This window comes from Streptomyces sp. Ac-502 (assembly GCF_045222935.1).
Classification (GTDB): domain Bacteria; phylum Actinomycetota; class Actinomycetes; order Streptomycetales; family Streptomycetaceae; genus Streptomyces; species Streptomyces monomycini.
The window spans coordinates 414645-436641 of the sequence record NZ_JBHFFO010000001.1 but is presented as its reverse complement, the minus strand read 5'-3'; the positions used below and the strand labels follow the sequence as shown (position 1 = coordinate 436641).

General features: G+C 71.8%; 22 protein-coding genes and 1 pseudogene. 16 read left to right on the top strand and 7 right to left on the bottom strand.

Annotated elements, in window-relative coordinates:
* The first annotated feature begins 62 nt into the window (after window positions 1-62).
* Window positions 63-1175 carry a helix-turn-helix transcriptional regulator gene (locus ACEXOX_RS02105; RefSeq protein ID WP_406518725.1) on the top strand — a complete coding sequence of 371 codons (1113 nt, stop codon included), beginning with the start codon at window positions 63-65 and terminating at the stop codon, window positions 1173-1175.
* On the opposite strand, the gene ACEXOX_RS02100 is transcribed toward ACEXOX_RS02105, so the two are convergent.
* Window positions 1156-1527, bottom strand: coding sequence for a VOC family protein (locus ACEXOX_RS02100; protein ID WP_406518724.1), 372 nt, complete (start codon window positions 1525-1527; stop codon window positions 1156-1158). The genes ACEXOX_RS02105 and ACEXOX_RS02100 overlap by 20 nt on opposite strands.
* A gap of 139 nt (window positions 1528-1666) precedes the next feature.
* Between ACEXOX_RS02100 and ACEXOX_RS02095 the strand changes: the two genes are divergently transcribed.
* A complete protein-coding gene (locus ACEXOX_RS02095) occupies window positions 1667-2128 on the top strand; it encodes a MarR family winged helix-turn-helix transcriptional regulator (protein WP_406526197.1) in 462 nt (153 codons plus the stop codon).
* Window positions 2129-2225: 97 nt separating this feature from the next.
* Here the strand turns inward: ACEXOX_RS02095 and ACEXOX_RS02090 are convergent, their stop codons facing one another.
* Window positions 2226-2567, bottom strand: coding sequence for a hypothetical protein (locus ACEXOX_RS02090; protein ID WP_406518723.1), 342 nt, complete (start codon window positions 2565-2567; stop codon window positions 2226-2228).
* A gap of 620 nt (window positions 2568-3187) precedes the next feature.
* Here ACEXOX_RS02090 and ACEXOX_RS02085 point away from each other — a divergent pair.
* Complete coding sequence (locus ACEXOX_RS02085) at window positions 3188-4414, top strand: cytochrome P450 (protein ID WP_406518722.1); 1227 nt, start codon at window positions 3188-3190, stop codon at window positions 4412-4414.
* Window positions 4415-4626: 212 nt separating this feature from the next.
* Here ACEXOX_RS02085 and ACEXOX_RS02080 read toward each other — a convergent pair whose 3' ends face one another.
* Window positions 4627-6012, bottom strand: a complete 1386-nt coding sequence (locus ACEXOX_RS02080) for a cytochrome P450 (protein WP_406518720.1) — start codon at window positions 6010-6012, stop codon at window positions 4627-4629.
* A gap of 388 nt (window positions 6013-6400) precedes the next feature.
* Here ACEXOX_RS02080 and ACEXOX_RS02075 point away from each other — a divergent pair, with 388 nt between their 5' ends.
* The 6 genes from ACEXOX_RS02075 to ACEXOX_RS02050 all read left to right on the top strand — a co-directional run bounded on the left by ACEXOX_RS02075 (window position 6401) and on the right by ACEXOX_RS02050 (window position 13940).
* Entirely contained in the window at window positions 6401-7750 is a 1350-nt protein-coding gene (locus tag ACEXOX_RS02075; protein ID WP_406518718.1) for a cytochrome P450, read from the top strand.
* A 203-nt stretch (window positions 7751-7953) separates the two neighbouring features.
* A complete protein-coding gene (locus ACEXOX_RS02070; RefSeq protein WP_406518717.1) occupies window positions 7954-8871 on the top strand; it encodes an aminoglycoside phosphotransferase family protein in 918 nt (305 codons plus the stop codon).
* Window positions 8872-9217: 346 nt separating this feature from the next.
* Entirely contained in the window at window positions 9218-10045 is an 828-nt protein-coding gene (locus ACEXOX_RS02065) for a SigB/SigF/SigG family RNA polymerase sigma factor (RefSeq protein ID WP_406518716.1), read from the top strand.
* A gap of 186 nt (window positions 10046-10231) precedes the next feature.
* Window positions 10232-11479, top strand: coding sequence for an FUSC family protein (locus ACEXOX_RS02060; RefSeq protein WP_406518715.1), 1248 nt, complete (start codon window positions 10232-10234; stop codon window positions 11477-11479).
* Between the two features lie 139 nt (window positions 11480-11618).
* Entirely contained in the window at window positions 11619-12455 is an 837-nt protein-coding gene (locus tag ACEXOX_RS02055; RefSeq protein ID WP_406518714.1) for a DUF6042 family protein, read from the top strand.
* A 189-nt stretch (window positions 12456-12644) separates the two neighbouring features.
* Complete coding sequence (locus ACEXOX_RS02050; RefSeq protein WP_406518713.1) at window positions 12645-13940, top strand: sensor histidine kinase; 1296 nt, start codon at window positions 12645-12647, stop codon at window positions 13938-13940.
* A 53-nt stretch (window positions 13941-13993) separates the two neighbouring features.
* Here the strand turns inward: ACEXOX_RS02050 and ACEXOX_RS02045 are convergent, their stop codons facing one another.
* The 4 genes from ACEXOX_RS02045 to ACEXOX_RS02030 form a co-directional block, all read right to left on the bottom strand.
* Window positions 13994-14653: a hypothetical protein gene (locus tag ACEXOX_RS02045; RefSeq protein WP_406518711.1), complete on the bottom strand. Its 660-nt coding sequence runs from the start codon at window positions 14651-14653 to the stop codon at window positions 13994-13996.
* The gene (locus ACEXOX_RS02040) at window positions 14650-15330 is read right to left on the bottom strand and encodes a hypothetical protein (protein ID WP_406518710.1); all 681 of its coding nucleotides are present in this window, start codon (window positions 15328-15330) and stop codon (window positions 14650-14652) included. Before ACEXOX_RS02040 ends, ACEXOX_RS02045 begins: the two co-directional genes overlap by 4 nt.
* Before the next feature lie 695 nt (window positions 15331-16025).
* Window positions 16026-16238, bottom strand: a complete 213-nt coding sequence (locus tag ACEXOX_RS02035; protein WP_406526196.1) for a ferredoxin — start codon at window positions 16236-16238, stop codon at window positions 16026-16028.
* 34 nt (window positions 16239-16272) lie between these two features.
* Entirely contained in the window at window positions 16273-17493 is a 1221-nt protein-coding gene (locus tag ACEXOX_RS02030; protein ID WP_406518708.1) for a cytochrome P450, read from the bottom strand.
* Window positions 17494-17595: 102 nt separating this feature from the next.
* Here ACEXOX_RS02030 and ACEXOX_RS02025 point away from each other — a divergent pair, with 102 nt between their 5' ends.
* From ACEXOX_RS02025 to ACEXOX_RS01995, 7 genes and pseudogenes are all read left to right on the top strand, one after another.
* Window positions 17596-18285 carry a TetR/AcrR family transcriptional regulator gene (locus ACEXOX_RS02025; protein ID WP_406518707.1) on the top strand — a complete coding sequence of 230 codons (690 nt, stop codon included), beginning with the start codon at window positions 17596-17598 and terminating at the stop codon, window positions 18283-18285.
* 281 nt (window positions 18286-18566) lie between these two features.
* Entirely contained in the window at window positions 18567-19184 is a 618-nt protein-coding gene (locus ACEXOX_RS02020; protein WP_406518706.1) for a TOPRIM nucleotidyl transferase/hydrolase domain-containing protein, read from the top strand.
* Between the two features lie 420 nt (window positions 19185-19604).
* The gene (locus tag ACEXOX_RS02015) at window positions 19605-19973 is read left to right on the top strand and encodes a helix-turn-helix domain-containing protein (RefSeq protein WP_406518705.1); all 369 of its coding nucleotides are present in this window, start codon (window positions 19605-19607) and stop codon (window positions 19971-19973) included.
* Window positions 19934-20446 (top strand): annotated as a pseudogene (locus tag ACEXOX_RS02010) (DNA-binding protein); the annotation flags it as partial. The gene ACEXOX_RS02015 and the pseudogene ACEXOX_RS02010, both read left to right, overlap by 40 nt.
* The gene (locus ACEXOX_RS02005; RefSeq protein ID WP_406526195.1) at window positions 20392-20682 is read left to right on the top strand and encodes a hypothetical protein; all 291 of its coding nucleotides are present in this window, start codon (window positions 20392-20394) and stop codon (window positions 20680-20682) included. The pseudogene ACEXOX_RS02010 and the gene ACEXOX_RS02005, both read left to right, overlap by 55 nt.
* Window positions 20683-20714: 32 nt before the next feature.
* A complete protein-coding gene (locus tag ACEXOX_RS02000; RefSeq protein WP_406518704.1) occupies window positions 20715-20909 on the top strand; it encodes a hypothetical protein in 195 nt (64 codons plus the stop codon).
* A 162-nt stretch (window positions 20910-21071) separates the two neighbouring features.
* The gene (locus tag ACEXOX_RS01995) at window positions 21072-21836 is read left to right on the top strand and encodes a GNAT family N-acetyltransferase (RefSeq protein ID WP_406518703.1); all 765 of its coding nucleotides are present in this window, start codon (window positions 21072-21074) and stop codon (window positions 21834-21836) included.
* Window positions 21837-21997: the final 161 nt, after the last annotated feature.

Genomic DNA, 21997 nt, shown 5'->3' with positions numbered 1-21997 from the left:
GCACGCCAGCGTCACAGGGGTACCGGCCACCTGACGGCCGCCATTCCTGGCACGTTGGGGACATGGCAGAGACATCGGCGCGCCTTCTCCTCCTGCTCTCCCTCTTCCAGTCCCGGCGCGACTGGCCGGCTTCGGTACTGGCGGAACGCCTGGAGGTGAGCCCGCGCACCGTGCGCCGGGACATCGGCCGGCTGCGGGAACTGGGCTACCCCGTGCGCGTCACCAAAGGGCCGGGAGGCGCGTACCGGCTGGACGCCGGGGCGAAGGTCCCGCCCCTGCTGTTCGACGACGAGCAGGCCATCGCGGTCGCCGTCGCCCTGCAGACCGCTCCCTCCACGGTGGCCGGCCTCGGAGAAGCGGCCGACCGCGCGCTCGCCACCGTCCGCCAGGTCATGCCGAAGCGGCTGCGGCAGCGGGTCGACGCGGTACGGGTGACGTCGATCGACAACGCCTGGGACCTCGCGGCGCCCCCGGTCGACTCCCGGGTGCTGCTCGCCGCGGGCACCGCCGTCCGCCACTGCGAGGTGCTGACCTTCGACTACGCGAGCAGCCGCGGTTCCGGCCGTGCGGCGGGGGCAGGGCGGCCGTTCCGGGTGGAGCCGCATCACCTCGTGATGTGGTCGGGCCGCTGGTACCTCGTCGCATGGGACGTGGAGCGTGCCCACTGGCGGACCTATCGGGTCGACCGGATCGCTCCGCACGCCCCCACCGGGGTCCGCTTCGCACCGCGGGACCTGCTGCCCGGCGCGGACGTGACGGCGTTCGTCATCGGGCAGCTCGACCGCGGCGACACCCCCGACCAGTGGTCCTGCCACGGCGAGGTGATCCTCGACGCCCCTGCCGCGGTCGTCGCCCGCTGGGCGCCCGGCGGTGCCGTGGTCGAGGAGGTCGCCCCGGACCGCTGCCGGCTCGGTCTCGGTGCCTGGTCGTGGCCGGGGCTGGCCGCCCTGATCGGCACCTTCGGCTGCGACATCGAGGTGATCGGCCCGCCGGAACTGACGGCGGCGTGCGAGGAACTGGCCCAGCGGTACGCGAAGGCGGCGGGCCGTCCGGCCGGGCGGCCCGCCGGCGGGGAGGCTCCGGTGGGGCCGGTAGGGCCGGTGGGTCCGTCGGGGGCAGTGGGGCCGGAGCACCCGAAGCCCCCGACGTCGTCGGTCAGCTTCCGTGCGCCGTGATGGCGTACCCCTCGGGGCCGGCGAAGGTGAAGGCCAGGCCGAACGGAGTCTCGCGCGGCGGGCTGAGGACGGTCACCCCGGCGGCGGTGAGCTGGTCGTGCAGTTCCTGCGTGTCCGTGGTGCGGAACCACAGGGCCACCCCGAGACCGGGCCGGTCGGCCCCGTCGAGATCCACTCCCGGCAGCGGCTCGCGGACGGCGAACGCGACGGGCTCGGTGGCGAACACCACCGCACCGGGAGGCGACGCGGGGGCCCGGCGCAGACCGAGGTGCTTCTCGCAGAAGGCGGCCGCCGCTTCGACATCGCGTACCTGCAGAGCGACGAAGTCGGGGCCGAGGAGGGTGGCGGACATAGGGCTTCCCCATTCCATGGTGTCCGGCATGCCGAAAGGCAGAGGCTGCCGGAGCTCTCGATGTCAGGACTCTGACATCGAGAAAGGTACGTACGGCGGAGAGTTGTGTCAAACTCCTGACATGGAAGACAGGAAACCCGTGGAAGGGCGCGAGCCCGTGCGACCGCCGCATCCCGCTCAGGACATCACCGAGCACGTGGGGTACCGCCTCAAACGCTCCGCCGCCGCCCTGCGCGGAGCCATGGACAAGGCGCTGCGCGAGCACGGCCTGACGGTGCCGCAGTACTCCTGTCTCGAACTGCTCGACCACCAGCCCGGCCTGTCCAACGCCGGACTCGCCCGTGGCACGTTCGTCACACGGCAGTCCATGAACGTCGTACTGCGTGGCCTCCAGGACGCGGAGCTGGTATCCCGGCCGCGCACCACGGATCACGGCCGCGCCCTTCCCGCCCATCTGACCGATGCGGGACGTGACCGTCTCGACGCGGCCCGCGGCGCCGTCTACGCCGTCGAACGGCAGATGGTCGCCGCCATCCCGCCGCAGCGCCTGGCCGCGCTCCTCGCCGACCTCGACCGTATGACGGAGGCGCTGGGTGACTGAGCGCCCGTGTCTTCGGCCCCCGCGCAGCGCAAGCCCCCGCCGCCGCGGTGTCGCGGAATGCCGGCAGGGGCTCGGTTCGCCGTGTCGGGCCGTGGTGTCAGCCCGCGGTGTTGGTCTGCCAGATCGGGCGGCCGTCGGCGTTGTAGATGACGACGTTGCCGTCGTCCTGCACGGAGAACAGGGCCCCGTGGTTGCCGCTGGTGTCGGAGTGCCAGATCTGCCGGCCGCCGGAGTCGTAGACGACGAGGTCGCCGTCCATCTCGAAGGCGGCGGTGTCGCCGTTCGGGTACACGTTGTCCGCCTGCCAGGCCGCCTTGCCTTGGCGGTAGACGACGAAGTTGCCGTCTTCCTGCAAGCGCAGAAGGGTGTTGCCGTCACCGGATGTCCAGGCCTGGTTCCGGCGGATCGAAGTCCTGGCCCGGAAGTCCGCGTTGGCCATGTCTTCCCCCTCGCTCCGGCTCGGGGCCGCTCCCCGGGCCGTCAGACAAGGTAGCCCTGCGGAGCCTGGGGAGCGCAGGGCCGATGACGCCGACTGGTTCGCCCGGTACGCGGGGCCGGGGAAGCGGCCATCCCCGGTTCCCGTCACATCCCGTCGTCACCTCGTACGGGAGGGGCGCCGGTGGAAGGCACGGGGCCGCTGCGTCGGCAGCGCCGCTGGAGGGGCCGACTTTCTGGCGGAATCCTGTACGCGGCGGAGCGCCGGAGGGCCCGTAGGCCGCACAGAACAGCCGTACCCCGGCCAATCGGCTCCCGTCTCCGGCCGCGTGAACTGGCGCGCCTGACACCTTGTGGACGGGCCGGCGCCGCTCGGCGGTCAGGGGCCCGGGTGTTCGCGGGGGAGGTGTGTGGTCGACAGCACCTGGCGTTGTGGATTCATCCAGGTGAAGGTGGGGGCAGATGGTGGGGCGGGGCTCGTGATGTGATTCCTCGTCGTATGTGTCCGTAATGCTGGTTGTTCCTGGAGTTGTCGTGTCGCTGACGCACCGTCCGTTGTTCCCGTTGGTCCCGCAGGCCGATCCGGCGGAGGAGGCGAGACAGCTCCATACGGAAGGCGGACTGGTGCCGGTCAGACTTCCGGGTGACGTGGCGGCCTGGGCAGCGGTGGATCACACCACCGCCCAGCTGGTCCTCGGTCACCCGGACCTGACCAAGGACGCCGCGTACTGGCCGGACCTGGCCGCCGGCCGCGTCCCCGACCACTGGGAACTGATCGCCGTCATCCGCGGCGCCGGCATGCTGCACGCCGGCGGGGACGACCACCGGCGGCTGCGGAAACTGGTGAGCAGCGCGTTCACCCGGGCGCCGATCGCGGCGCTCGAAGGCCGTATCGCGGAGATCACCGGGCAGCTGCTCGACGACCTCGCGGCGGCGGACCCGAGCGAGCCGGTCGACCTGCGCGAACGCTTCGCCTACCGGCTTCCGGTACGGGTCATCTGCGAGGTGCTGGGCGTGCCGGACACCGCGGTGTCCGGGCTGCGCGGCGCCTTCGAGCGCCTGGTCACCCCGCAGGAGGACGGCGCGGAGGACATCCGCGTCGCCCAGGCGGAGATCCACCGGTCCCTGACCGCGCTGATCGCCACCAAGCGGGCGGCGCCGGGCGACGACCTGACCAGCGCCCTGATCCAGGCACGCGACGACGGCGACCGGCTCAGCGAGGAGGAACTGGTCGAGACGCTCTTCCTGATCCTCATCGCCGGACACGAGACCACGCTCAACCTCATCAGCAGCGCGGTGCACGCGCTGCTGGAGCATCCGGACATGCTGGCGAGCGTCCGCGAGGCGGCCCGTAAGGGGAGTGGAGGCGGCACGTGCCCCCATGCTCACGGTGGCTCCCGTACCGAAGCGGGTGCCGACGACGCAAGCGCGGACGACGACCTCTGGACCGCGCTGGTCGACGAGACGCTCCGGTTCTCCTCCCCGGTGCGGCACGCCCTGATGAGATACGCCGTCGAGGACGTCGACATAGCCGGTGTCCGGGTGGCGAAGGGCGAACCCGTCCTCGCCAGCCTGTACGCCGCGGGCCGGGACCCGGGCCGCCACACGGACCCCGACGTCTTCGACCCGGCACGCCCCACGCGCCGTGACCACCTGGCGTTCGGTCACGGCGCGCACTACTGCCTGGGAGCGCGACTGGCGCGCCTGGAGGCGAGGATCGCGCTGAAGGCGCTCTTCACCCGCTACCCGGACCTGGAGGCCGCCGCCGCCCCGGAGCGGCTCGCATCGATCTCCGTTCAGGGCGTCCGTGCCCTGCCGGTCCGTCTGAACGCCGGGCCGCCGCGCGGCTGACGGTACGTCCGGGGGTGGGGCCGGGGCCGTGACTCCGCCCGGATGCGGAGCCGGGCCCGTCCGGCACCGGCCCCGCCCGGGCCCGTCCGGCACCGGCCCCGCCCGGGCCCGGCCGGAACCGGCCCCGCCCGGCCCCGCCCGGACCCGCCCGGACCCGGCCCCGGACGCGGTCACAGCCCCTGGCCCGCTGCCCTCTGCCTGTCGCCGGCCGTCTACCGCGGAAGAATCCGCTTCCGCCACGACGCGCGGTCCGGTGCCGTGGCAGCCATGGCAGCCGTGCCCTGGGACTCGACCCGGGGCTGCGGCTGGGCCCCCGCGGGTGCTCCCTGCTTGGGCCGCTGTGGGGTGAAGCGCACGGGCAGGGTGTTCAGGCGACTGGAGACCATCGAGGTGGTGACCGACAACTCGGTCTCCGGCACCGCGAGTTGAATGTCGGGCAGCCGGGCGAGCAGCGTGTCGATGGCCGTGTCGGCGATGGCCCGCCCGATGTCCATGCCGGGGCACTCGTGCGGGCCCTTGCCGAAGGCCAGGTGCGAACGGTTGCCGTGCACGGGCGTGGACAGGTCCGGGCGTACGGCAGGGTCGCGGTTGCCGGCGGACAGACCCAGCAGCACCATGTCGCCGCCGTTGATCCGCTGCCCGCCGAGCACCGTGTCGCCGGTGGCCCAGCGGTTCGGGATCAGCGAGAGCGGCGGCTGGTCCCACATCACCTGGTCCAGCGCGTCCGGCAGCGTCATCTGACCGCCCGCCAGGTGGCCGCGGAAGCGGCGGTCGGTGAGCACCATCCGCAGCGTGTTCGCCACCAGGTTGGCGGTGTTCTCGTTCGCGGCGACCAGGGCGTGGCGCAGGTGCTGGAGCACCTCGTCGTCGGACAGGCCCGCCTCGTGGCGCAGCAGCCAGCTGGCGAGGTCGTCGCCGGGCGCGGCCTTCTTGCGCCGGATCAGCTCCTCCATGGTCTCGACGACGATCTGGTTGCTCTTCACGGCGGTCTCGGTGGGCCGCACCAGGTCGCGTACGGCCTCACCCAGCGGCAGCGCGTCCTGCTCGGCGATGCCGAACTGCCGGCTCAGCACCAGGATGGGCAGCTTCTCCGCGAAGTCGGTCACCAGGTCGGCCTGGCCGGCCGCGGCGAACGCGTGGAGCAGGCGGTCGGTGTAGCGCACCACGTAGCGGCGGTTCCCGTGCCGGTTGATGCGCGCCAGGCTGTCGGTGACCGCGCTGCGCAGCCGCGCGTGCTCGTCACCGTCGGCGAAGGCGATCACCGGCTGGTACGCGGTGATGGGCAGCAGCGGCGAGTCGGGCGCCAGGCGGACGTTCCAACGGCGGGAGTCGGCGGAGAACAGCAACGGGTTGCGCAGGACATCCAGGTTCTCCTGGTGCCCCAGGACGAGCCACGCCCCGATCTCGCCGGGCAGCAGCACGGGCGCCACCGGCCCGTGTTCCTGGCGGAGCCTCTCGTAGAGATCGTGCGGCGCGCGTTCCGCCTCGGGCCCGTACAGCCGCCGCAGTCCGCCGGTTCCCCCGGCGTGAGCAGGGCACTGCGCGGGCGGGGACGGCAGGGACGGGGTGCTGGGGGAGCCGGGAAAGGGGCTGGTCACAGGTCCTCCGAGAAGCAACGGCGGGGCAACGCGCAGCATATCGCCGGAGCATGAGGCGCCCGCACGCAGCCCGCGCGCCCTGCGGCCGGGGCGGCACCGGGCCAAACGGAACGGGCCGGGAAGGGCAGGGAAGGAGGAGGTGAACGGACCCTCCGGGGCGGAAATCGGCCCGGGACGCCCCCTTTACGGCACCTGCCGGACAATTGATCATGATGGATGGCCGGACGAACCGGAACGGAGTGGCAACGATGTCGGTGCGGCACGGCGGAGGCGCGGCGGGCACGACGCCGACGCCCCGCACCGCCCCTGACGGCGCCTCTTCCGCTCCGGTCCGCCGGCACGCGCCGTACCTCCCGGTGCGGCGCTCCGCCCGAGCAAAGGACGAGTCGTGGCAGTAGCGGAGCAGTCGGTCGGTTCGGAGTCGGTCCCGCGCGCGCCCGGGGCGGTGCCGTTGCTCGGGCACGCGTTGCGCCTGTGGCGCGACCCCTTCGGGTTCCTGACGTCCCTGCGGGCGCACGGCGAGCTGGTACGCCTCGACCTCGGCACGATGCCCATATACGTGGCGACGTCCGCCGAGGTCGTCCACGAGGTGACGGTGCGCCAGGCCCGCTCCTTCGAGAAGGGACGTTTCTTCGACCGGCTGCGGCCCCTCGCGGGCAACGGCCTGGCCAACGCCAACGGCGATGTGCACCGCGCGCACCGGCGGCTCATCCAGCCGATGTTCGCCAAGGACCGCATCGTGGCGTACTCCGACGCGATGCGGCGCAACGCCCGCGCCGTCTCCGACCGGTGGACGGCCGGTCAGGAGATCGACGTGGCCCACGAGATGGCCGCCTTCAGCATCGAGACGCTGGCCTCCACCATGTTCTCCTCGGACATCGGCCGGCCCGCGGTGGAGGCCATCCGCCGCAACCTGCCGATCGCCCTGAAGAACCTGCTGGTCCGCGCGGCCTCCCCAAAGATCCTGGACCGCCTGCCGATCCGTCCCAACCGCGAGTTCGACGCGGCGGTCGCGGAACTGCGCCAGGTCATCGACGAGGTGATCAGAACCGCGCGTACCGAACAGCACACCGGCCACGACGACCTGCTGTCGCTGCTGCTCGCGGAGGGCGACCGGCTGTCCGACACCGAGGTACGGGACGAGCTGAGCACCATCCTCTTCGCCGGCGCCGAGACCACGGCGGGCACCCTCGCCTGGGCGTTCCACGAACTGGCCGGGCACCCCGAGGTGGAACGGCAGGTGGTGGCGGAGATCGCGGAGGTCGTCGGCGACCGCCCGGTGACCATCGAGGACGTACCCCGCCTGCGGACCGTCCGCCGGGTCCTGGACGAGGTGATCCGTCTGCACGGCGTCACCTTCCTCATGCGCCGGGCCACCGAGCCGGTGGTCCTGAACGGCGTGCGGCTGCCCGCCGGCACCGAGGTCGCCTTCAGCCTGTACGCCCTGCACCGCGACCCGAACGTCTACGCCCACGCCGGCCGCTTCGACCCCGACCGGTGGCTGCCCGAGCGGCAGGAGGAAGCCGGCCTCGGCCGCGAGGCGTTCATCCCCTTCGGCGCCGGCAACCGCAAGTGCCTCGGCGACCAGTTCATCTACACCGAGGCGACCATCGCCCTGGCCACCTGGCTCCCCCGGTGGAAGCTCGTCCCCGTACCCGGGCACACGCCGAAGGAGATCGCCTCGGCGGTGGCGGCGGCCGACCGTATCCCCATGACCGTCACCGAGCGCCGCGCCTGACGGGGCCGCGGCGGGACGTGGGCGACCGGGACGCGCGTTGCCGGGGCGCGGGTGGCCGGAAAGCCACCACGCATGATCACGCAGCGAGGAACTCCGATAGGTTCGCGGCGCGGTCCCCGGGCCGGCCCGGCCCTGGCAGCCCCGGCCGGGGTGGCCCGGCAGGCAGCCCCCGCCCCCTCCCGCCCGGCAAAGGAAAGTCCCGGATGAGCACCTCGGAAAGCGTCGGCGTCCCGGACGCGCTGGTCGCGTCGTACGGCAAGAGCGACGCCGGACGAGCCTGGCTCGCCGCCCTGCCCGCCCAGGCCAGGGAATTCCTGGAGCGCTGGGAACTGGGGCGGGACGGCGAGGCCCGGTCCGGGATGGCCTCGCTCGTGCTGCCGGTCGTCCGTGCGGACGGGACGCGCGCCGTACTGCGGCTCCAGATGCCCACGGAGGAGACCGCCGCCGCGCTGGTCGGACTGCGCACCTGGAACGGCGACGGCGCCGTACGGCTGATGGCGCACGACCGGACGAGCGGCGTCATGCTGCTGGAGCGACTGGACGGAGCCCGTACGCTCGCATCCGTCGCGGACGACGACACCGCGATGACCGTCCTGGCCGGACTGCTGCGACGCCTCGTCGCCGTCCCCGCCCCGGCGGGCCTGCGCGGACTCGGCGACATCGCCGCCGGCATGCTGGAGCGGACACCCGCGGCGGTGACGGCGCTGTCCGACCCCGCCGACCGGCAGCACCTGCGGAGCTGGGCCTCGGTGGTGGCCGACCTGGCCGGCGAGCCGGGGGACCGGTTGCTGCACTGGGACCTGCACTACGGCAACGTGCTGGCCGGGGAGCGCGAACCGTGGCTCGCCGTCGACCCGGAACCGCTGGCCGGTGACCCCGGGTTCGACCTGTGGCCCGCCCTGGACAGCCGGTGGGAGGAGATCGCCGCGACGGGCGAGGCCCACCGCGTGGTACGCCGCCGGTTCGACCTGCTCACCGAGGCGCTCGGGCTGGACCGTGGGCGGGCGGCCGGCTGGACGCTGGGCCGGCTGCTGGAGAACTCCCTGTGGGACATCGAGGACGGGGCGACGGCTCTCGCTCCGTCGCAGGTCATCGTCGCGGAGGCGCTGGCGAGCCGGTAGCGGGACGCTCATGCGGTGGCCCTGCCGCGGGGACCGTGCGGCGGGGTGGCCGTACTGCGGGGGCCTTGCGGCGGGTGGCCGTACCGCGGGAGCCGTGTGACGGGGTGGCCGCGCGTGGCCGTACCGCGGGCCCGTGTGGCGGTGTGTCCGCTCCGTGACTCACACCACAGGGAAAACGCCGGAATGCCGGGTGTAAGGGCAGACGGCCGGGACACACGAGCGGCAGTGCTTCGGAACCGTAGGCACCCTTCCCTCTTCTCGGCCGAGGGGCCCGTCTGTCGTCTTCCGGACCGGCCCCTCGCCTGCCTGAGATCACCCCACGTGAAGCGGTAAAGGAGAGCCGGCGATGGCCACCCCCGCGACCGCGCGCCCCCATGAGCGCGGTGCCAAGGACGTCGACACCAGCGACGAGTTCCGTCTGCTGGCAACGCTGGAGGACGGGCCGGTCAAGGAGCAGATACGCCGGCGCATCATCACCGCCTGGCTGCCGATGGCCCACCGCCTCGCGTACCGGCTGCGGGAGCGCGGCGAACACCTCGACGACCTGAAGCAGGTCGCCGCCCTCGGTCTGGTCAAGGCCGTCGACCGCTTCGACCCGGACCGCGCCGACGCGTTCGAGCAGTTCGCCGTACCCACCATCACGGGCGAACTCAAGCGGCACTTCCGCGACCACACCTGGCACGTGCACGTGCCGCGCCGTATCCAGGAACTGCGCAACAAGGTCCGGCTCGCGGTCAAGGAACTCGGCACCACCCTGGACGGGCGCACGCCCAGCACCGAGCAGATCGCCGCGTACACCCGGCTGCCCGAGAAGGACGTCACGCTCGGGCTGCGGGCACTGGAGAGCTATCGGTCGCTGTCCCTGGACGCCGCCCTCGACCACGGCGGCGAAGGCGGTGACGCGCACACCCTGATGCACGTCCTCGGCGCCCTCGAAGACGCCTTCGCGCTCGTCGAGGACCGCGAGACGGTCAAGCCGGTGCTGACCCGGTTGCCCGAGCGGGATCGCCGCATCCTGTACCTGCGGTTCTTCGAGGACATGACGCAGAGCGCCATCGCGGCCGAACTGGGCGTGTCACAGATGCATGTCTCCCGCCTGCTCAACCGGGCGCTGGCCCGGATACGCGCGGAGGCGACGCGGGCCCCGGCGGAGCAGTACCGCAAGGCTGCCTGAACCACCGTACGGCTGCGTACACGGTCACACCCCTCCCGCTGCTTCCGCCCTGTTTCCGCTCGGTTTCCGCTCGGTTTCCGCCAGGCCGGGACGGGCGGGGCAGGAGGTGTGGCCGCGCCGACGGGGTACCGAGTGAAAGCGTACGGTCCACCGACAGAAGCGGACCGGAAGAGGAACGGAGCGTGCATGGCCGGTCAGACGCGGAAGCAAGAGCCCGTACAGCGCGGGCCCGCCCGGCAGGGGACCTCGCAAGGTCACCGCGAGCAGCCCGCCGGGCAGGGACACATCGCCCGGGCGCGGCAGTGGTGGAGCCGGGCCTGGGGCTCGGCGGGGCACGAACGCCACACGCTGCTGCTGATCGGCAAGAGCACACTGGCGGCGACCGTCGCCTGGGTGTTCTCCTACAACCTGCTCGACGCGGAGTCCCCGGCGTTCGCGCCGTTCTCCGCCGTCCTGATCATGCAGGTGACGGTGTACCAGTCCCTGCTCCAGTCGCTGCGGTACGTGGGGGCGGTGGCGACCGGGGTCGCCGTGCAGGCCGCCCTCGGGTACCTGGCCGGCCCGGACCTGCTCACCTTCGCGCTCGTGGCGGTGGTGGCGCTCACCATCGGCCGGTGGCCCGCCCTCGGGTCGCAGGGCTCCCAGGTGGCGACGGCGGCCTTCTTCGCCTTCTCCACCTATGTCTCGGCACCGGCCGGGATCGGCAAGATCACTCACCTGGGGCAGATCATCCTGCTGGTCCTCATCGGGTGCGGCGTCGGCGTCATCGTCAACGTCACCCTGGTCCCCCCACTGCGCTACCGCAGCGCCGAACACGGCATCCACACCCTCGCCCGCGCCCTGTGCGACCTGGTCAGCGACATGTACCCGGCGATGCGGGAGGGCGAGATGGAGAAGGAGCGCATCAGCCACTGGCGCGGCCGCGCCGAACAGACCGGCGGACTGATCAACCAGGCCGAGAACGGGCTGCGGACGGCGCGCGAGAGCCTCTACTACAACCCGCGCAACCGCCTGGGCCGCCACCGGGACCGTAAGGGATTCGAAGGGTACGGCACGGTGCTCAAGGCGCTGGAGCGGACCATGTACCAGATGGCCTCGCTCACCCGCAGTCTCGACCAATGGCGCGAGGACGGCGACGAGCAGGACCGGCGCTTCCTGCGCGGCTACGCCGACTTCCTGGAGGCCATCTCCCAGATCACCCAGGTCCTGGGGCAATTGACCGAGGAGTCGCTGCCCGACCAGGCCGGCGAACTGTGCGGGCTGGCGGACCAGGCCCGGGAGTGCTGCCGCCGGGTGACCGAGCAGGCCGAGCAGGACGGGCTGCCGCTGACCGACCCGGCCTACCCCTACGGCGTGCTCGTGGTGGAGGCCACCCGGCTGATGGACGAGTTCCAGTACACCTGCGACGTACTCCAGCGGCAGGTCGACGCGTGAGGACCGTCAGGACAGGGGCCCGATTCCCCCAGGTGCGGACCTGTCCGGGTGATTCTCGGAGCAGGCCGGCACCAGCACCGTGCGCCGCCCCCGTCGTTAGTCCTTGTCGTTAGTCCTTTCAACCGACAAGGAGAACGGCATGCCTGCTGGGATCATCGACACTCCCATCCATACGGACGAGGGGCAGCCGCTGTGCATCCACAACGACTGGTTCGAGAGCGGCTGGTCCATCGTCATGCCGCTCCACCAGGCCATGTGGACGGTCATGCTGCTCAGCACCGCGACGGCCCGGGGTCTGAGGGGTGACCTTGACGCCGTCGCCGTGGAGGTCTTCGGCGACGACCCCCGACGCGCCCCGCGCGGGCTCGGCGGCCGGGGACTGGAGTCGCCGCTGGCCTGGCTGGACGCGGAGGCCGTGGCAGCAGCGGTCAGCGCGCAGGAAGCCGCGCGGATGACGGCCGACGCGCAGACGGACCGTGAGTGGTGCGAAGCGGCGCTGCACGCGGTCGGCCTCCCGGCGCCGTCCACCGTGCGGGACCTGGCGGCGGTCATGGAGCGTCTGGGGATCGCCCGGTGCGAGGACGGGCGGTGGACGATGCCCGAGGGCCTTCCCCGGCCGGAGGACGTGCTGCCCCTCCCGGAAGAGCTCGTCGGACGTATCCAGCGCCTCCGGCGGGTGCAGGCGGTCGCGCCGGCCGAACGCGCCCTGCTGGACTACGCCACCCACAGGCTCGGCCGCCCGGCGCAGTTCAAGACGTCCCTGCAACGGCTGGAGCAGGCCACCGGCTTCAGCACGGGCAAGCTGCGGGACACCCTCGACCACCTCGTCACCGACACGGGTGAGATCCAGCTGTACCGCGGCCGGCCGCCCGTCACTGTCGCGGCGAAGGACCTGACCGGGCACAGCTGCTTCGTGATCGCCGTGGACTGGGCCCGCTTCGACGGCGACCGCTACCAGGTGGTGCGCCCCGTCTGACGTCCGATGCTTACAGCCGATTTACCGCACTTCCGTGCAGGATGGGCACGGATTTCACCGCCGCGTACCGCCGTACCGCCGTTTACCGCTGTACTGCGCATCACCTGAGGAAGGATCAGCAGTGGGCCCGTTTCCCGTCCCCGTACCGGTTGCCTTGTCCGTTCCGCGGGGCGGCCGGGGCTGACCGCCGTGACCGTCCCCGCCGGGCCGCACCCGCCGGTGGCCCTGCCTCCGAAGCCTTCCGCCGGGCCGGAGCCCGCGCACCGTCCGGTGCGCTGGTTCCGGCCGACCATCCGGATACGGCTCACGCTGCTGTACGGCGGCATGTTCCTGATGGCCGGCGTCGTGCTGCTCGCGATCATCTACATGTTCGCGGCGAACACCCTCAAGGAAGGCACACCGGAGTTCCAGGTCTTCGGCTCGGACATCAGCCTGGGCAACATGGACTGCCGGGACCTCCAGTCGGTCGCCACGGTCGACGACATCAACGCGGCCATCAGCAACTGCCTTCACGACCGGCGCGCCTCGGTGCTCCAGGCCTTCCTCAACCGTTCCCTGCTGGCGTTGCTGGGTCTGACCGTCGTCGCGTTCGCCTTCGGGTACGCGATGGCGGGGCGGGTGCTGTCGCCGCTGGGGCGGATCACCCGGACCGCGCAGCGGGTGGCGGGCTCGGACCTGCACCGCCGCATCGAGCTGGGCGGTCCGGACGACGAGCTCAAGGAGCTGGCCGACACCTTCGACGAGATGCTGGACCGGCTGGACCGGGCCTTCGAGTCGCAGCGCCGTTTCGTGGCCAACGCCTCGCACGAGCTGCGCACGCCGCTGGCGATCAACCGGACGCTGCTGGAGGTCCAGCTCGCCGACCCCGACGCCTCGCCGGAGCTGGCGCAGCTGGGCAAGACGCTGCTGGCGACCAACGAGCGCAGTGAGCAGCTGGTCGAGGGCCTGCTGCTGCTGGCGCGCAGCGAGAACAAGATCGTGGACAAGAAGCCGGTGGACCTGGCCGAGGTGGCCTCGCAGGCCCTCGACCAGACCCGCGCCGAGGCACAGGCCAAGGGCGTGGAGATCCGCGGCGTGCGCCAGCAGGCGTTCGTCCAGGGCAACGGCGTCCTGCTGGAGCGCATCGCGCTCAACCTCGTACAGAACGCGGTGCGCTACAACGTCCCCCAAGAGGGGCAGCGCGAAGCGCTTCCGGTGGAGGGTGGCGGCGGGCGACGGGCGGGCTGGGTGGAAGTGACGACCGAGCCGCAGCAGGGCTGCGCGGTGCTGGTCGTCTCCAACACCGGCCCCGCCGTCCCGGCCTACGAGGTGGAGAACCTCTTCGAGCCGTTCCGCCGCCTGCGCACGGAACGCACCGGCAGCGACAAGGGCGTCGGCCTCGGCCTCACCATCGTGCGCTCGGCGGTACGGGCCCACGACGGCACCACCACGGCGACACCCCGCGAGGGCGGCGGACTGACCGTCCGCGTCGTCCTGCCGCTGTGAAACCCGTACCCGGCCGGAAGACCGGCCGGGTACCGGGCTGTCGGGCCGGTGGCTTACTTGGCCACGATGGCGAAGGTGTCCCCGGCGACGTCACTCACCGTGCAGTCCATACCGTTGTAGCGGTCGACGAAGGTGCCGGTCAGGTAGGCGAACGCGTCGTACGCCTGATCACCCAGGGGCAGCCCTTCCCGGACCCTGAACCGCAGCTGCACGTGAACGGATTCACGCGGCTTGAGCGTCTTGGGCGCAGGGACGGCGCCCGAGGCCACATCGCCTTCGCGCAGCGTCTTCCATGCCTTCTGCGCCGGGTCCCAGTACTGCAGGTCGGCGTACGGGCTCAGGTAGCGCTCGCCCGGGTTGTAGACGTGATTGCTCACCCGGGCGCTGAGGCTGAAGGACTTCATCTCCTTCGTCGAGGTGTTGGTGAGAGTGGCGTTGAAGGTGTTCCACTTGGTCCCGAGAGTGATCGTCTCGGGCACGCCGAAGGACCGGCCCACGAACGCCTGGTTGTGATGTCCCCCGATCTCGTGGCAGTCCGGCATCTCCGCGGCGGGAGCCGCTTGCGCGACGGGCGCCGCGGCCAGCGCCACCGGGAGCAGGACGGCCGTCGCCACCGAGGCCGAAAGGGCACGGCGTATCTTCATGGGAACCTCTTCCTCGTACTTCTTCTTCGTCCGTTCGCGGATCGTGAGCGGTTCGGTCCCGCCGCTCACGCGCTGATGTCCGTGCCACCCTGAGCGGCCGTGCCCCGGCGCCGCCGCGAGCCGAAGACGACTCCCGCGCCGACGGCCATCGCGGCTCCGCCGGCGAGCGCGACGGTCGGCAGTGCGGTGGGGGAGCCGGTCCGGGCGAGCCGACCGCCCTGCGGCCCGACGCCGCCGTCGGAGCCGTCGGCAGGGGCGTTCTGGCCGGTCCGGGCCGCGTCGCCGCCCGGCTTGCCGGACTGGCCCGGCTTCGTGGCCGGGGGCTGCGCGGGCTTGCTGCCGGCGGGCAGCATCGTGAAGTCGACCCAGGTCTCCTTGGCCGAGCCGCAGGAACCGTCGCGGTTGCGGTAGTCGCCCGCGGCGAGCATGAATCCGGAGCCGGGCTTGGCGTTCTTCACCACACGGGTACGCAGCTCCAGCGTGACGCTCTGGTGCGCGCCGATCGCGAAGGAGCCGAACAGGGTCCGCGTCTCCGCGTCGTGGAAAGTCTTCCAGGTGCCCGTCTTGAGGTCGTGGTACTCGGTGTCCAGCTCCCAGAACGGCCGGTCGACGTCCTGCGAGGAGGACACGTGCAGGAACGGCTGCACCTGCTCCATGGCCTTGCCGGTGGTGTTGCTGAGTGTCATGGTGAACCGCGTCCAGGCGCCGCCCGCGACCAGCTGGGCAGGTACCTGGTTGACCGCCACCCGCAGCTGGTCGGACGCGAACGCGCAGGTCTGGTCCTGGCCTTCGGCGCTCTCGCCGCCCTTGGCGCCTTCGGAGCCCTTCGTGCCTGCGTCGCCCTTGGGGGACTTCCCTCGCCGGCGGCAGGACCGGTGCCGGTGGCCTTGCCGTCCTGGCCTGTCCCGTCCGCCTTGTCCGTCTTGTCGGCGGTCTTGTCGTTCTTGTCCCTGTTCTCGCTCTTGCCGGCATCGTTGGTCGAGTCGGTCTTGTCCGGGCTCTCGGCTTCCGTGGAGTCGGTGGAGGCGGGGCTACGGACACCAACCCCCGGCGCCGGCTCCGTCGCGAACGCGGCGGCGGGCGCGGCCATGACGGCGACGGGTGCTAGTACGGCGGCCGCCGCGGCGGCCGTCAGGGCACGGCGTATCTTCATCCAGCACACCTCTCGAATCCCAGGTGCCACTAGCGTGGCACGAGCATCTGTCCACCTATCCTGACGGACTGTGCGGGGGATCGGTTGTGCACTCAACATGCCTAAGTGGAAGGGCAGGTGGATGTTGCGTAGGTGAAATCTGGGGGCGGCAGTTACGTACGTAACGCGGCTGATACACCGTCACATGCGGAAACGCCGATCACCCACCCGCGGGCCCCGCCCTGCACCGGCGGCCGTGGCAAGTGATCGGCGAGCCTCACCGAAGCCGGACAGGCTCCGGCTTCGCCGTCATTCCGCCGCTGTTCCTCTCTGTTCCTCCACCCGCAGAGCGCCGGAGGGGCACAGCATCCCGGCTTCGAGGGCGGCGTCCCGGCTGTCGTCGCCGGGCTCGGGAGCGAGCACGGTGACGATGCCGTCCTCGTCCTGGTCGAAGACGTCGGGCGCGGTCAGTACGCACATGCCGGCGCCGACGCAGACGGCTCGGTCGGCGGTCACCTTCATCGATTCCACCCCTTCTCCACCTCCTCCGCCGCGGTCACCAGGTGACGGGGAGTTCGTTGACGCCCTGGATGGTGGTGCCGGGGCGCAGTTCCAGGCGCTCGACCGGTGTGGCGAGCCGCAGGGTCGGGACGCGCTCGAACAGCGCGGTCAGGATGATCTCCAGTTCGAGCCGGGCCAGGTTCTGGCCGAGGCACTGGTGGACGCCGTAGCCGAAGGAGAGATGGTGCCGGGCCGAGCGGTGGATGTCGAAGGTGTCGGGATCGCGGAAGACCCCCGCGTCACGGTTGGCGATGGAGTTGGTGACGATCACGCCCTCACCGGCCCGGATCAGCTGCCCGCCGATCTCGATGTCGGCGGTGGCGACCCGGCCGCCCGCGACGTCGGCGATGGCGAGGTAGCGCAGCAGTTCTTCGACGGCGCCGGGAACGAGCGCCGGATCGGCCCGCAGGGCGGCCAGTTGGTCGGGGTGGTCGAGCAGGGTGATGACGCTGAGGGAGGTCATCGACGCGGTGGTCTCGTGGCCGGCGATGAGCAGGAGCATGGCGTTGGAGATCAGCTCTCCGCGGTCGATCGTGCCCTCCGCGAGCTGCCGGTGGACCAGCGCGCTGAGCAGGCCGGGCCCGGGCTCGGCCGCCAGGCCGGTGATCAGTTCGTCCAGGTACCGCTCCAGGTCGTCGCGCGCACCGGACGCCTCCGCCGCGACCGTGGACTGGACCAGGCGCCTGCTGGCGTCCTGGAAGAAGTCGTGATCGGCGTACGGGACACCCAGCAACCGGCAGATCACCATGGAGGGCACCGGCAGTGCGAACTGGCTGACCAGGTCGGCGGGCGGGCCCGCCGCGAGCATCTCGTCGAGGAAGCCGTGGACGACGCGTTCGATGTCCGGGCGCATCCCCTTGATGCGCTTGACGGTGAACTCGCTGATCGTCATTCGGCGCTGCTTGCCGTGCTCGGGCGGGTCCATGCCGATGAAGGCAGGCCGGGCGTCGCGAAACGCCTTCAGGCGCGGGGAGACGAGCGGAAAGGACGGGTGGGCGCGGTCGGAGGACAGCCGGGGGTCGGCGAGCAGCTTGCGGGCGGTCTCGTGCTTGGTGACCACCCAGGCCCGCCGGCCGTCGTAGAGGGTCACCGGCCGCAGCGCGTCCTGCTCGTCGCGCAGCCGGGCGTAGGAGGCGGGTAATTGGTACGGACAGGTGCGGTTGCTGGGGAAGGCGGGGGCGTCGGTCGTACGGAGCGTTGCGGACGTCTCGGTCATCGGTCCCCTTGAAGGTTCTGACAGCCTTTTAAAGAACGGTCAGTTCTCTAACTTGGAGGCTAGAGTGCTCCCTTGGAGAACGCAACGTTCTTTCGGCATGCTTTGCCCACTCAAGGAGTCACGCTGTCTTCGAACGCCGACGACCGGACCGCCCCGCCGGCCGCCGACCACCGCAAAGGGCCGCGGCGCCGCGGCGAGGAACTGGAACACGCCATCCTGATGGCGGCGTTCGACGAACTGGCCGAGGTGGGCTACGCCGCGCTGACCATGGAACGCGTCGCCGCCCGCGCCCGTACGAGCAAGGCCGTCCTGTACCGCCGGTGGACCGGGCGCGCCGAACTGGCCCTGGACGCCTGGCAGGCGCGCGGTCTGTCCGGCCTCGAACTGCCCGACACCGGTACGCTGCGCGGCGACATGATCGCCCTGCTGCGGCAGGTGGCCGTCAAGATGGACAGTCCGATCGGCGGCATCATGCGCGGCCTGCTGGTGGACCTGACCCGGGACCCCGAGTTCGCCCGGCTGATCCGGGAACGCATCCACAACGTCGGCCCGGTGGCGGTCCGCACCATCCTGCGGCGAGCCGTCGAGCGCGGCGAGGTCGAGGAGTGGGTACCGGTCTCACGGCGGGCCAGTGTCGCCACCGACCTGCTCCGCAACGAGTTCCTGCTCTTCGGGGCTCCCGTGGAGGACGAGACCGTCATCGAGATCGTCGACGACGTCTACCTGCCGCTGGTCCTGGCCCCGGCCCCGAGACTGACGCCGCGCCCCGGCCGCCCGCGCGAGGAGCGGTAGGGCGTTTCTGATGGGTCTCCGTGGAGCACACTGAGCGGCGTTCGGTGCGTGCTCTCGGTGTGCGGTGTGGAGGGTCATGTGGCGGAGCCACCTGTCCCTTTGCGCCGTGCGGCGGGTGGGGGCCCTGCTCGAAGAGCTTGGGGAGTGCCGGGCGTCGCGATGCCGCGGAGATCCGTCAGAAGCGCCCTAACCGCCGGCCCACCGTGTCCGGGGCTGCCGTACGTGCGCGTCGCCGCCGGAAATGCCGTGCCGCGCCGTCGACGGAGGCGCAGACTCGCTCCATGGCGGACATGCGCGCGTTCCTGGACGCGGTCAGCGGCTGGGCCGGCGGCGGCCCGGGTGGGCCCGCGAGCGATCTGGCCGTGCGTCTGGGAGTACGGACGGCGGTGCTGCTGGAAGGGCCGAGCGACCACGCGGCCGTCGAGGCGCTGGCCGTACGGCGTGGCCGGGACCTCGCCGCCGAAGGGGTGTGCGTCGTGCCGATGGGCGGGGCGACGAGCGTCGGCCGCTACGCCGGCCTCCTCGGGCCGCCCGGCCTCGGCCTGCGCCTGGCCGGGCTGTGCGACGAGGGCGAGCAGCGGTTCTACGAGCGCGGCCTGAAACGGGCCCGGGCGCCTCGCCCGGGATTCTTCGTGTGCGTGGCGGACCTGGAGGACGAACTGATCCGGACGCTCGGCACGGCGAGGACCGAGGAGATCGTACGGGCCGAGGGCGACTTGCGGGCCTGGCAGACCTTCCGGCGCCAGCCCGCGCAGGACGGCCGGCCCCGGCACCAGCAGTTGCGGCGCTTCCTCGGCACGAAGAAGGGCCGCAAGATCCGCTACGGCCACCTCCTCGTGGAGGCCCTGGACCCGCAGCAGGTACCGGGTCCGCTCGACGGCCTCCTCATGAGTCTGTGAATGACGGGGTGGGGCGGCCGACGCCTGTCCGTGGACGTGTACGGCTCGGCCGTTCCGCCGAGAGAACGGGTTCGGGAGCCGTGCCCAGCCCCAGACCCGGCCGGCGGACCCCCCGGTGCCGCGTCACGCCCCCTCGTTGTGCCGCACCCCCGTGTCGCGCCACACCCCGGAGCCGTGTCGCACCCCGTGCCGGTCCGCCGGCCGTGTCGTGCTCCAAGCTCTCGTGGTTCCGCATTGATGCGCAGGTCCCTCACCTGCGGTGAATCAAGAAACCGCCGCGCGCCCTCGCGTACCGCGGTTGGCTGACAGGCGTCTTCTGCGGGTGGCGACCCGTGCTGGGGTGGGCGCGACGTGATCGCGAGGGAAGGGGCAGGCACGGATGGGACGCCGGAAGCTCTCCCTGGACCCGACCTCGGCCCTGTGCAGCGCTTCGCCCACGAGTTGCGCACGCTGCGCAGGGCGGGCGGGATCACGTACCGGGCGATGGCGCAGCGGGTCGACTGCTCGACTCCCACGCTGTCGCGGGCCGCTTCCGGCGAGCAGCTCGCCTCGCTGTCCACGGTGCCGGCGTACGTACGGGCCTGCGGCGAGGAGGAGACGGAGTGGGCGGAGCGCTGGCGCCGGGCCGCGCGCGAGGTGGCGGCCGTACCCGTGCCGCCGGAGCAGGAGGAGGGGATCGAGCCGCCCTACCGAGGGCTGGCCCGCTTCGAGGCGGCGGACGAGGATGGTTCTTCGGCCGGGAGGCACTGGTGGCCACACTGGTGGACTGCGCGCTCGCGCACCGGCTGACGGTGGTGGTGGGCCCGTCCGGCAGCGGCAAGTCCTCACTGCTGCGAGCGGGCCTGGTGCCCCGTCTGCAACACGCCGACCCGGCCCACCGGCCCGCCGCACTGCGCCTGCTCCCTCCGGGAGCCCAGCCGCTGCGCACCCACCGGGCTCGCTGCACCCCGGCCGGCCAGGAAGGCGGAGCGGGGGACACCTGGCTGATCGTGGACCAGTTCGAGGAACTCTTCACGCTCTGCCACGACCCGGGCCAGCGGGCCGGCTTTCTCCACCTGCTGCTGGCGGCACGGACGGCGGACAGTGGGCTCAGCGTGGTGCTCGGCGTACGGGCGGACTTCTACGGCCGCCTGCTGGAACTGCCGGAACTGGCCGCCGCCATGGCCGAGTCCACCGTGGCGGTCGCTCCGATGAGCCCGGACGAGCTGTGCCAGGCGATCGTCAAACCCGCCACGGCCGCCGACCTGTTCGTCGAGCGTCCGCTGACTGCCCGTCTGATCCACGAGGTGGACCAGGAGCCGGGAGGCCTGCCGCTGCTCTCGCGCAGGCCCTGCTGGAGACCTGGCGGCGTCGTCATGGCCGTAACCTGCCCCTGGAGGCGTACGAGGCCACCGGCGGTGTCCACGGCGCTGTCGCCCAGAGCGCCGAGGACCTGTACTCCGGCCTGACGCCCGATCCGTACGACTGTGGGGCCTCGCCTCGGCCCGGCCCCGCCTGACCCTGCCCGGCTGCGGCTGGCCGGTGGCGTCGATGGCCGTCAGCCCTGACGGGCGCACGCTCGCCGTCGGTCAGACGGACGACGAGGCACACCTGTGGCGTCTGGACCTGCCCGTCCCCGAGGAAGCCATCGCCAGAATCTGCCACACCGTCAACCGGGACCTCACCCGCCAGGAACGCACCACCTGCCTGACGGACCCGCCGCGCCATAAAGGGTGTGCTTCATAGAGGCTGCACGCCGTGAAGGGTGTACGTCATGCAATGCCTTCGGCGGCAGTGGCGGCAAATTCAGATGTCGGCACGCGACGCAAGGTGTTGCATATAGGCACTATGTCTACACCGAACTCATCGCATTCCCCGGCGGCCGGCCAAGCCGATATGCAGCTCCGGATGGAACGCAATCTGGCCGAGCACGCCTGCCACCTCCACCGACGTCTGGACGGCGCGGCGGTCGTCGAGACGGATGATCTCCTGATCGCCGACAGCGGACTGGCCGACGACACCTTCAACATCGTCGCGGCGGCACGGTTCACTGCTGACGCGGCACCGCGACGCGTCCGCCGGACCGTTCAGGACCTCACCGCCACCGGCCGGCCTTTCTCCTGGTGGGTGGGGCCCGCCTCGGCGCCGGCCGACCTGCCCGCGCACCTGGCGGCCGCGGGGCTGAGTGCCTCGGAGACCGAGGCGGGCATGTGGCTGGACCTCCGCGAGGCCCCACCGCGGCCGTACACCGACGGCCTCGACATCCGCCCGGTGACCACCCGGGAACACCTTGCCGACTACGCCAGGGTGCTCGCCACGCTGTGGGACCCGCCGGCTGCCACCGTCCGGCAGTTCTACGCCGAAACCGCGCAATGGGCTCTCGCCGCCGACAGCCCGGCCCGGTATCTGATCGGCTGCCTGGAGGGCCGTCCGGTCTGTTCGGCGGAGGCCTTCCTGCACGCCGGCGTGGCAGGCGTCTACAACATCGCGACCCTCGCGACGCACCGCCGGCGCGGCTACGGAGGCGCCATCACGCTCGCCGCGCTCCACACCGCCCGCGACGAGGGGTACCGGACCGCCGTCCTGCAAGCGTCGGCGGACGGTGAGCCCGTCTACCGGCGGCTGGGATTCGACACCTGCGGAACCTTCACCGAATACGCCCTCAATTCCTGAGCGCCGCACGGTGGAATGCGTGTGGTCCGCCGGAGTGCGCGCGGGGGCGCGGAAAGTGGTGGTGCGCCAGGGTGAATGCTTACGCTTCCCACGACTGCCCACTGGGAGCAGGTTACCCGTGTGGGTGATCGTGCAGTTGCGTGCGACAGGCCTAGGGTCGC

Excerpts from the sequence above, each read along its gene's own strand:
- ACEXOX_RS02105 (WP_406518725.1), top strand. The coding sequence starts at position 63 with ATGGCAGAGACATCGGCGCGCCTTCTCCTCCTGCTCTCCCTCTTCCAG.
- ACEXOX_RS02100 (WP_406518724.1), bottom strand. The coding sequence starts at position 1,527 with ATGTCCGCCACCCTCCTCGGCCCCGACTTCGTCGCTCTGCAGGTACGC.
- ACEXOX_RS02090 (WP_406518723.1), bottom strand. The coding sequence starts at position 2,567 with ATGGCCAACGCGGACTTCCGGGCCAGGACTTCGATCCGCCGGAACCAG.
- ACEXOX_RS02070 (WP_406518717.1), top strand. The coding sequence starts at position 7,954 with ATGAGCACCTCGGAAAGCGTCGGCGTCCCGGACGCGCTGGTCGCGTCG.
- ACEXOX_RS02065 (WP_406518716.1), top strand. The coding sequence starts at position 9,218 with ATGGCCACCCCCGCGACCGCGCGCCCCCATGAGCGCGGTGCCAAGGAC.
- ACEXOX_RS02060 (WP_406518715.1), top strand. The coding sequence starts at position 10,232 with ATGGCCGGTCAGACGCGGAAGCAAGAGCCCGTACAGCGCGGGCCCGCC.
- ACEXOX_RS02055 (WP_406518714.1), top strand. The coding sequence starts at position 11,619 with ATGCCTGCTGGGATCATCGACACTCCCATCCATACGGACGAGGGGCAG.
- ACEXOX_RS02035 (WP_406526196.1), bottom strand. The coding sequence starts at position 16,238 with ATGAAGGTGACCGCCGACCGAGCCGTCTGCGTCGGCGCCGGCATGTGC.
- ACEXOX_RS02030 (WP_406518708.1), bottom strand. The coding sequence starts at position 17,493 with ATGACCGAGACGTCCGCAACGCTCCGTACGACCGACGCCCCCGCCTTC.
- ACEXOX_RS02020 (WP_406518706.1), top strand. The coding sequence starts at position 18,567 with ATGGCGGACATGCGCGCGTTCCTGGACGCGGTCAGCGGCTGGGCCGGC.
- ACEXOX_RS02000 (WP_406518704.1), top strand. The coding sequence starts at position 20,715 with ATGGCCGTCAGCCCTGACGGGCGCACGCTCGCCGTCGGTCAGACGGAC.
- ACEXOX_RS01995 (WP_406518703.1), top strand. The coding sequence starts at position 21,072 with ATGGAACGCAATCTGGCCGAGCACGCCTGCCACCTCCACCGACGTCTG.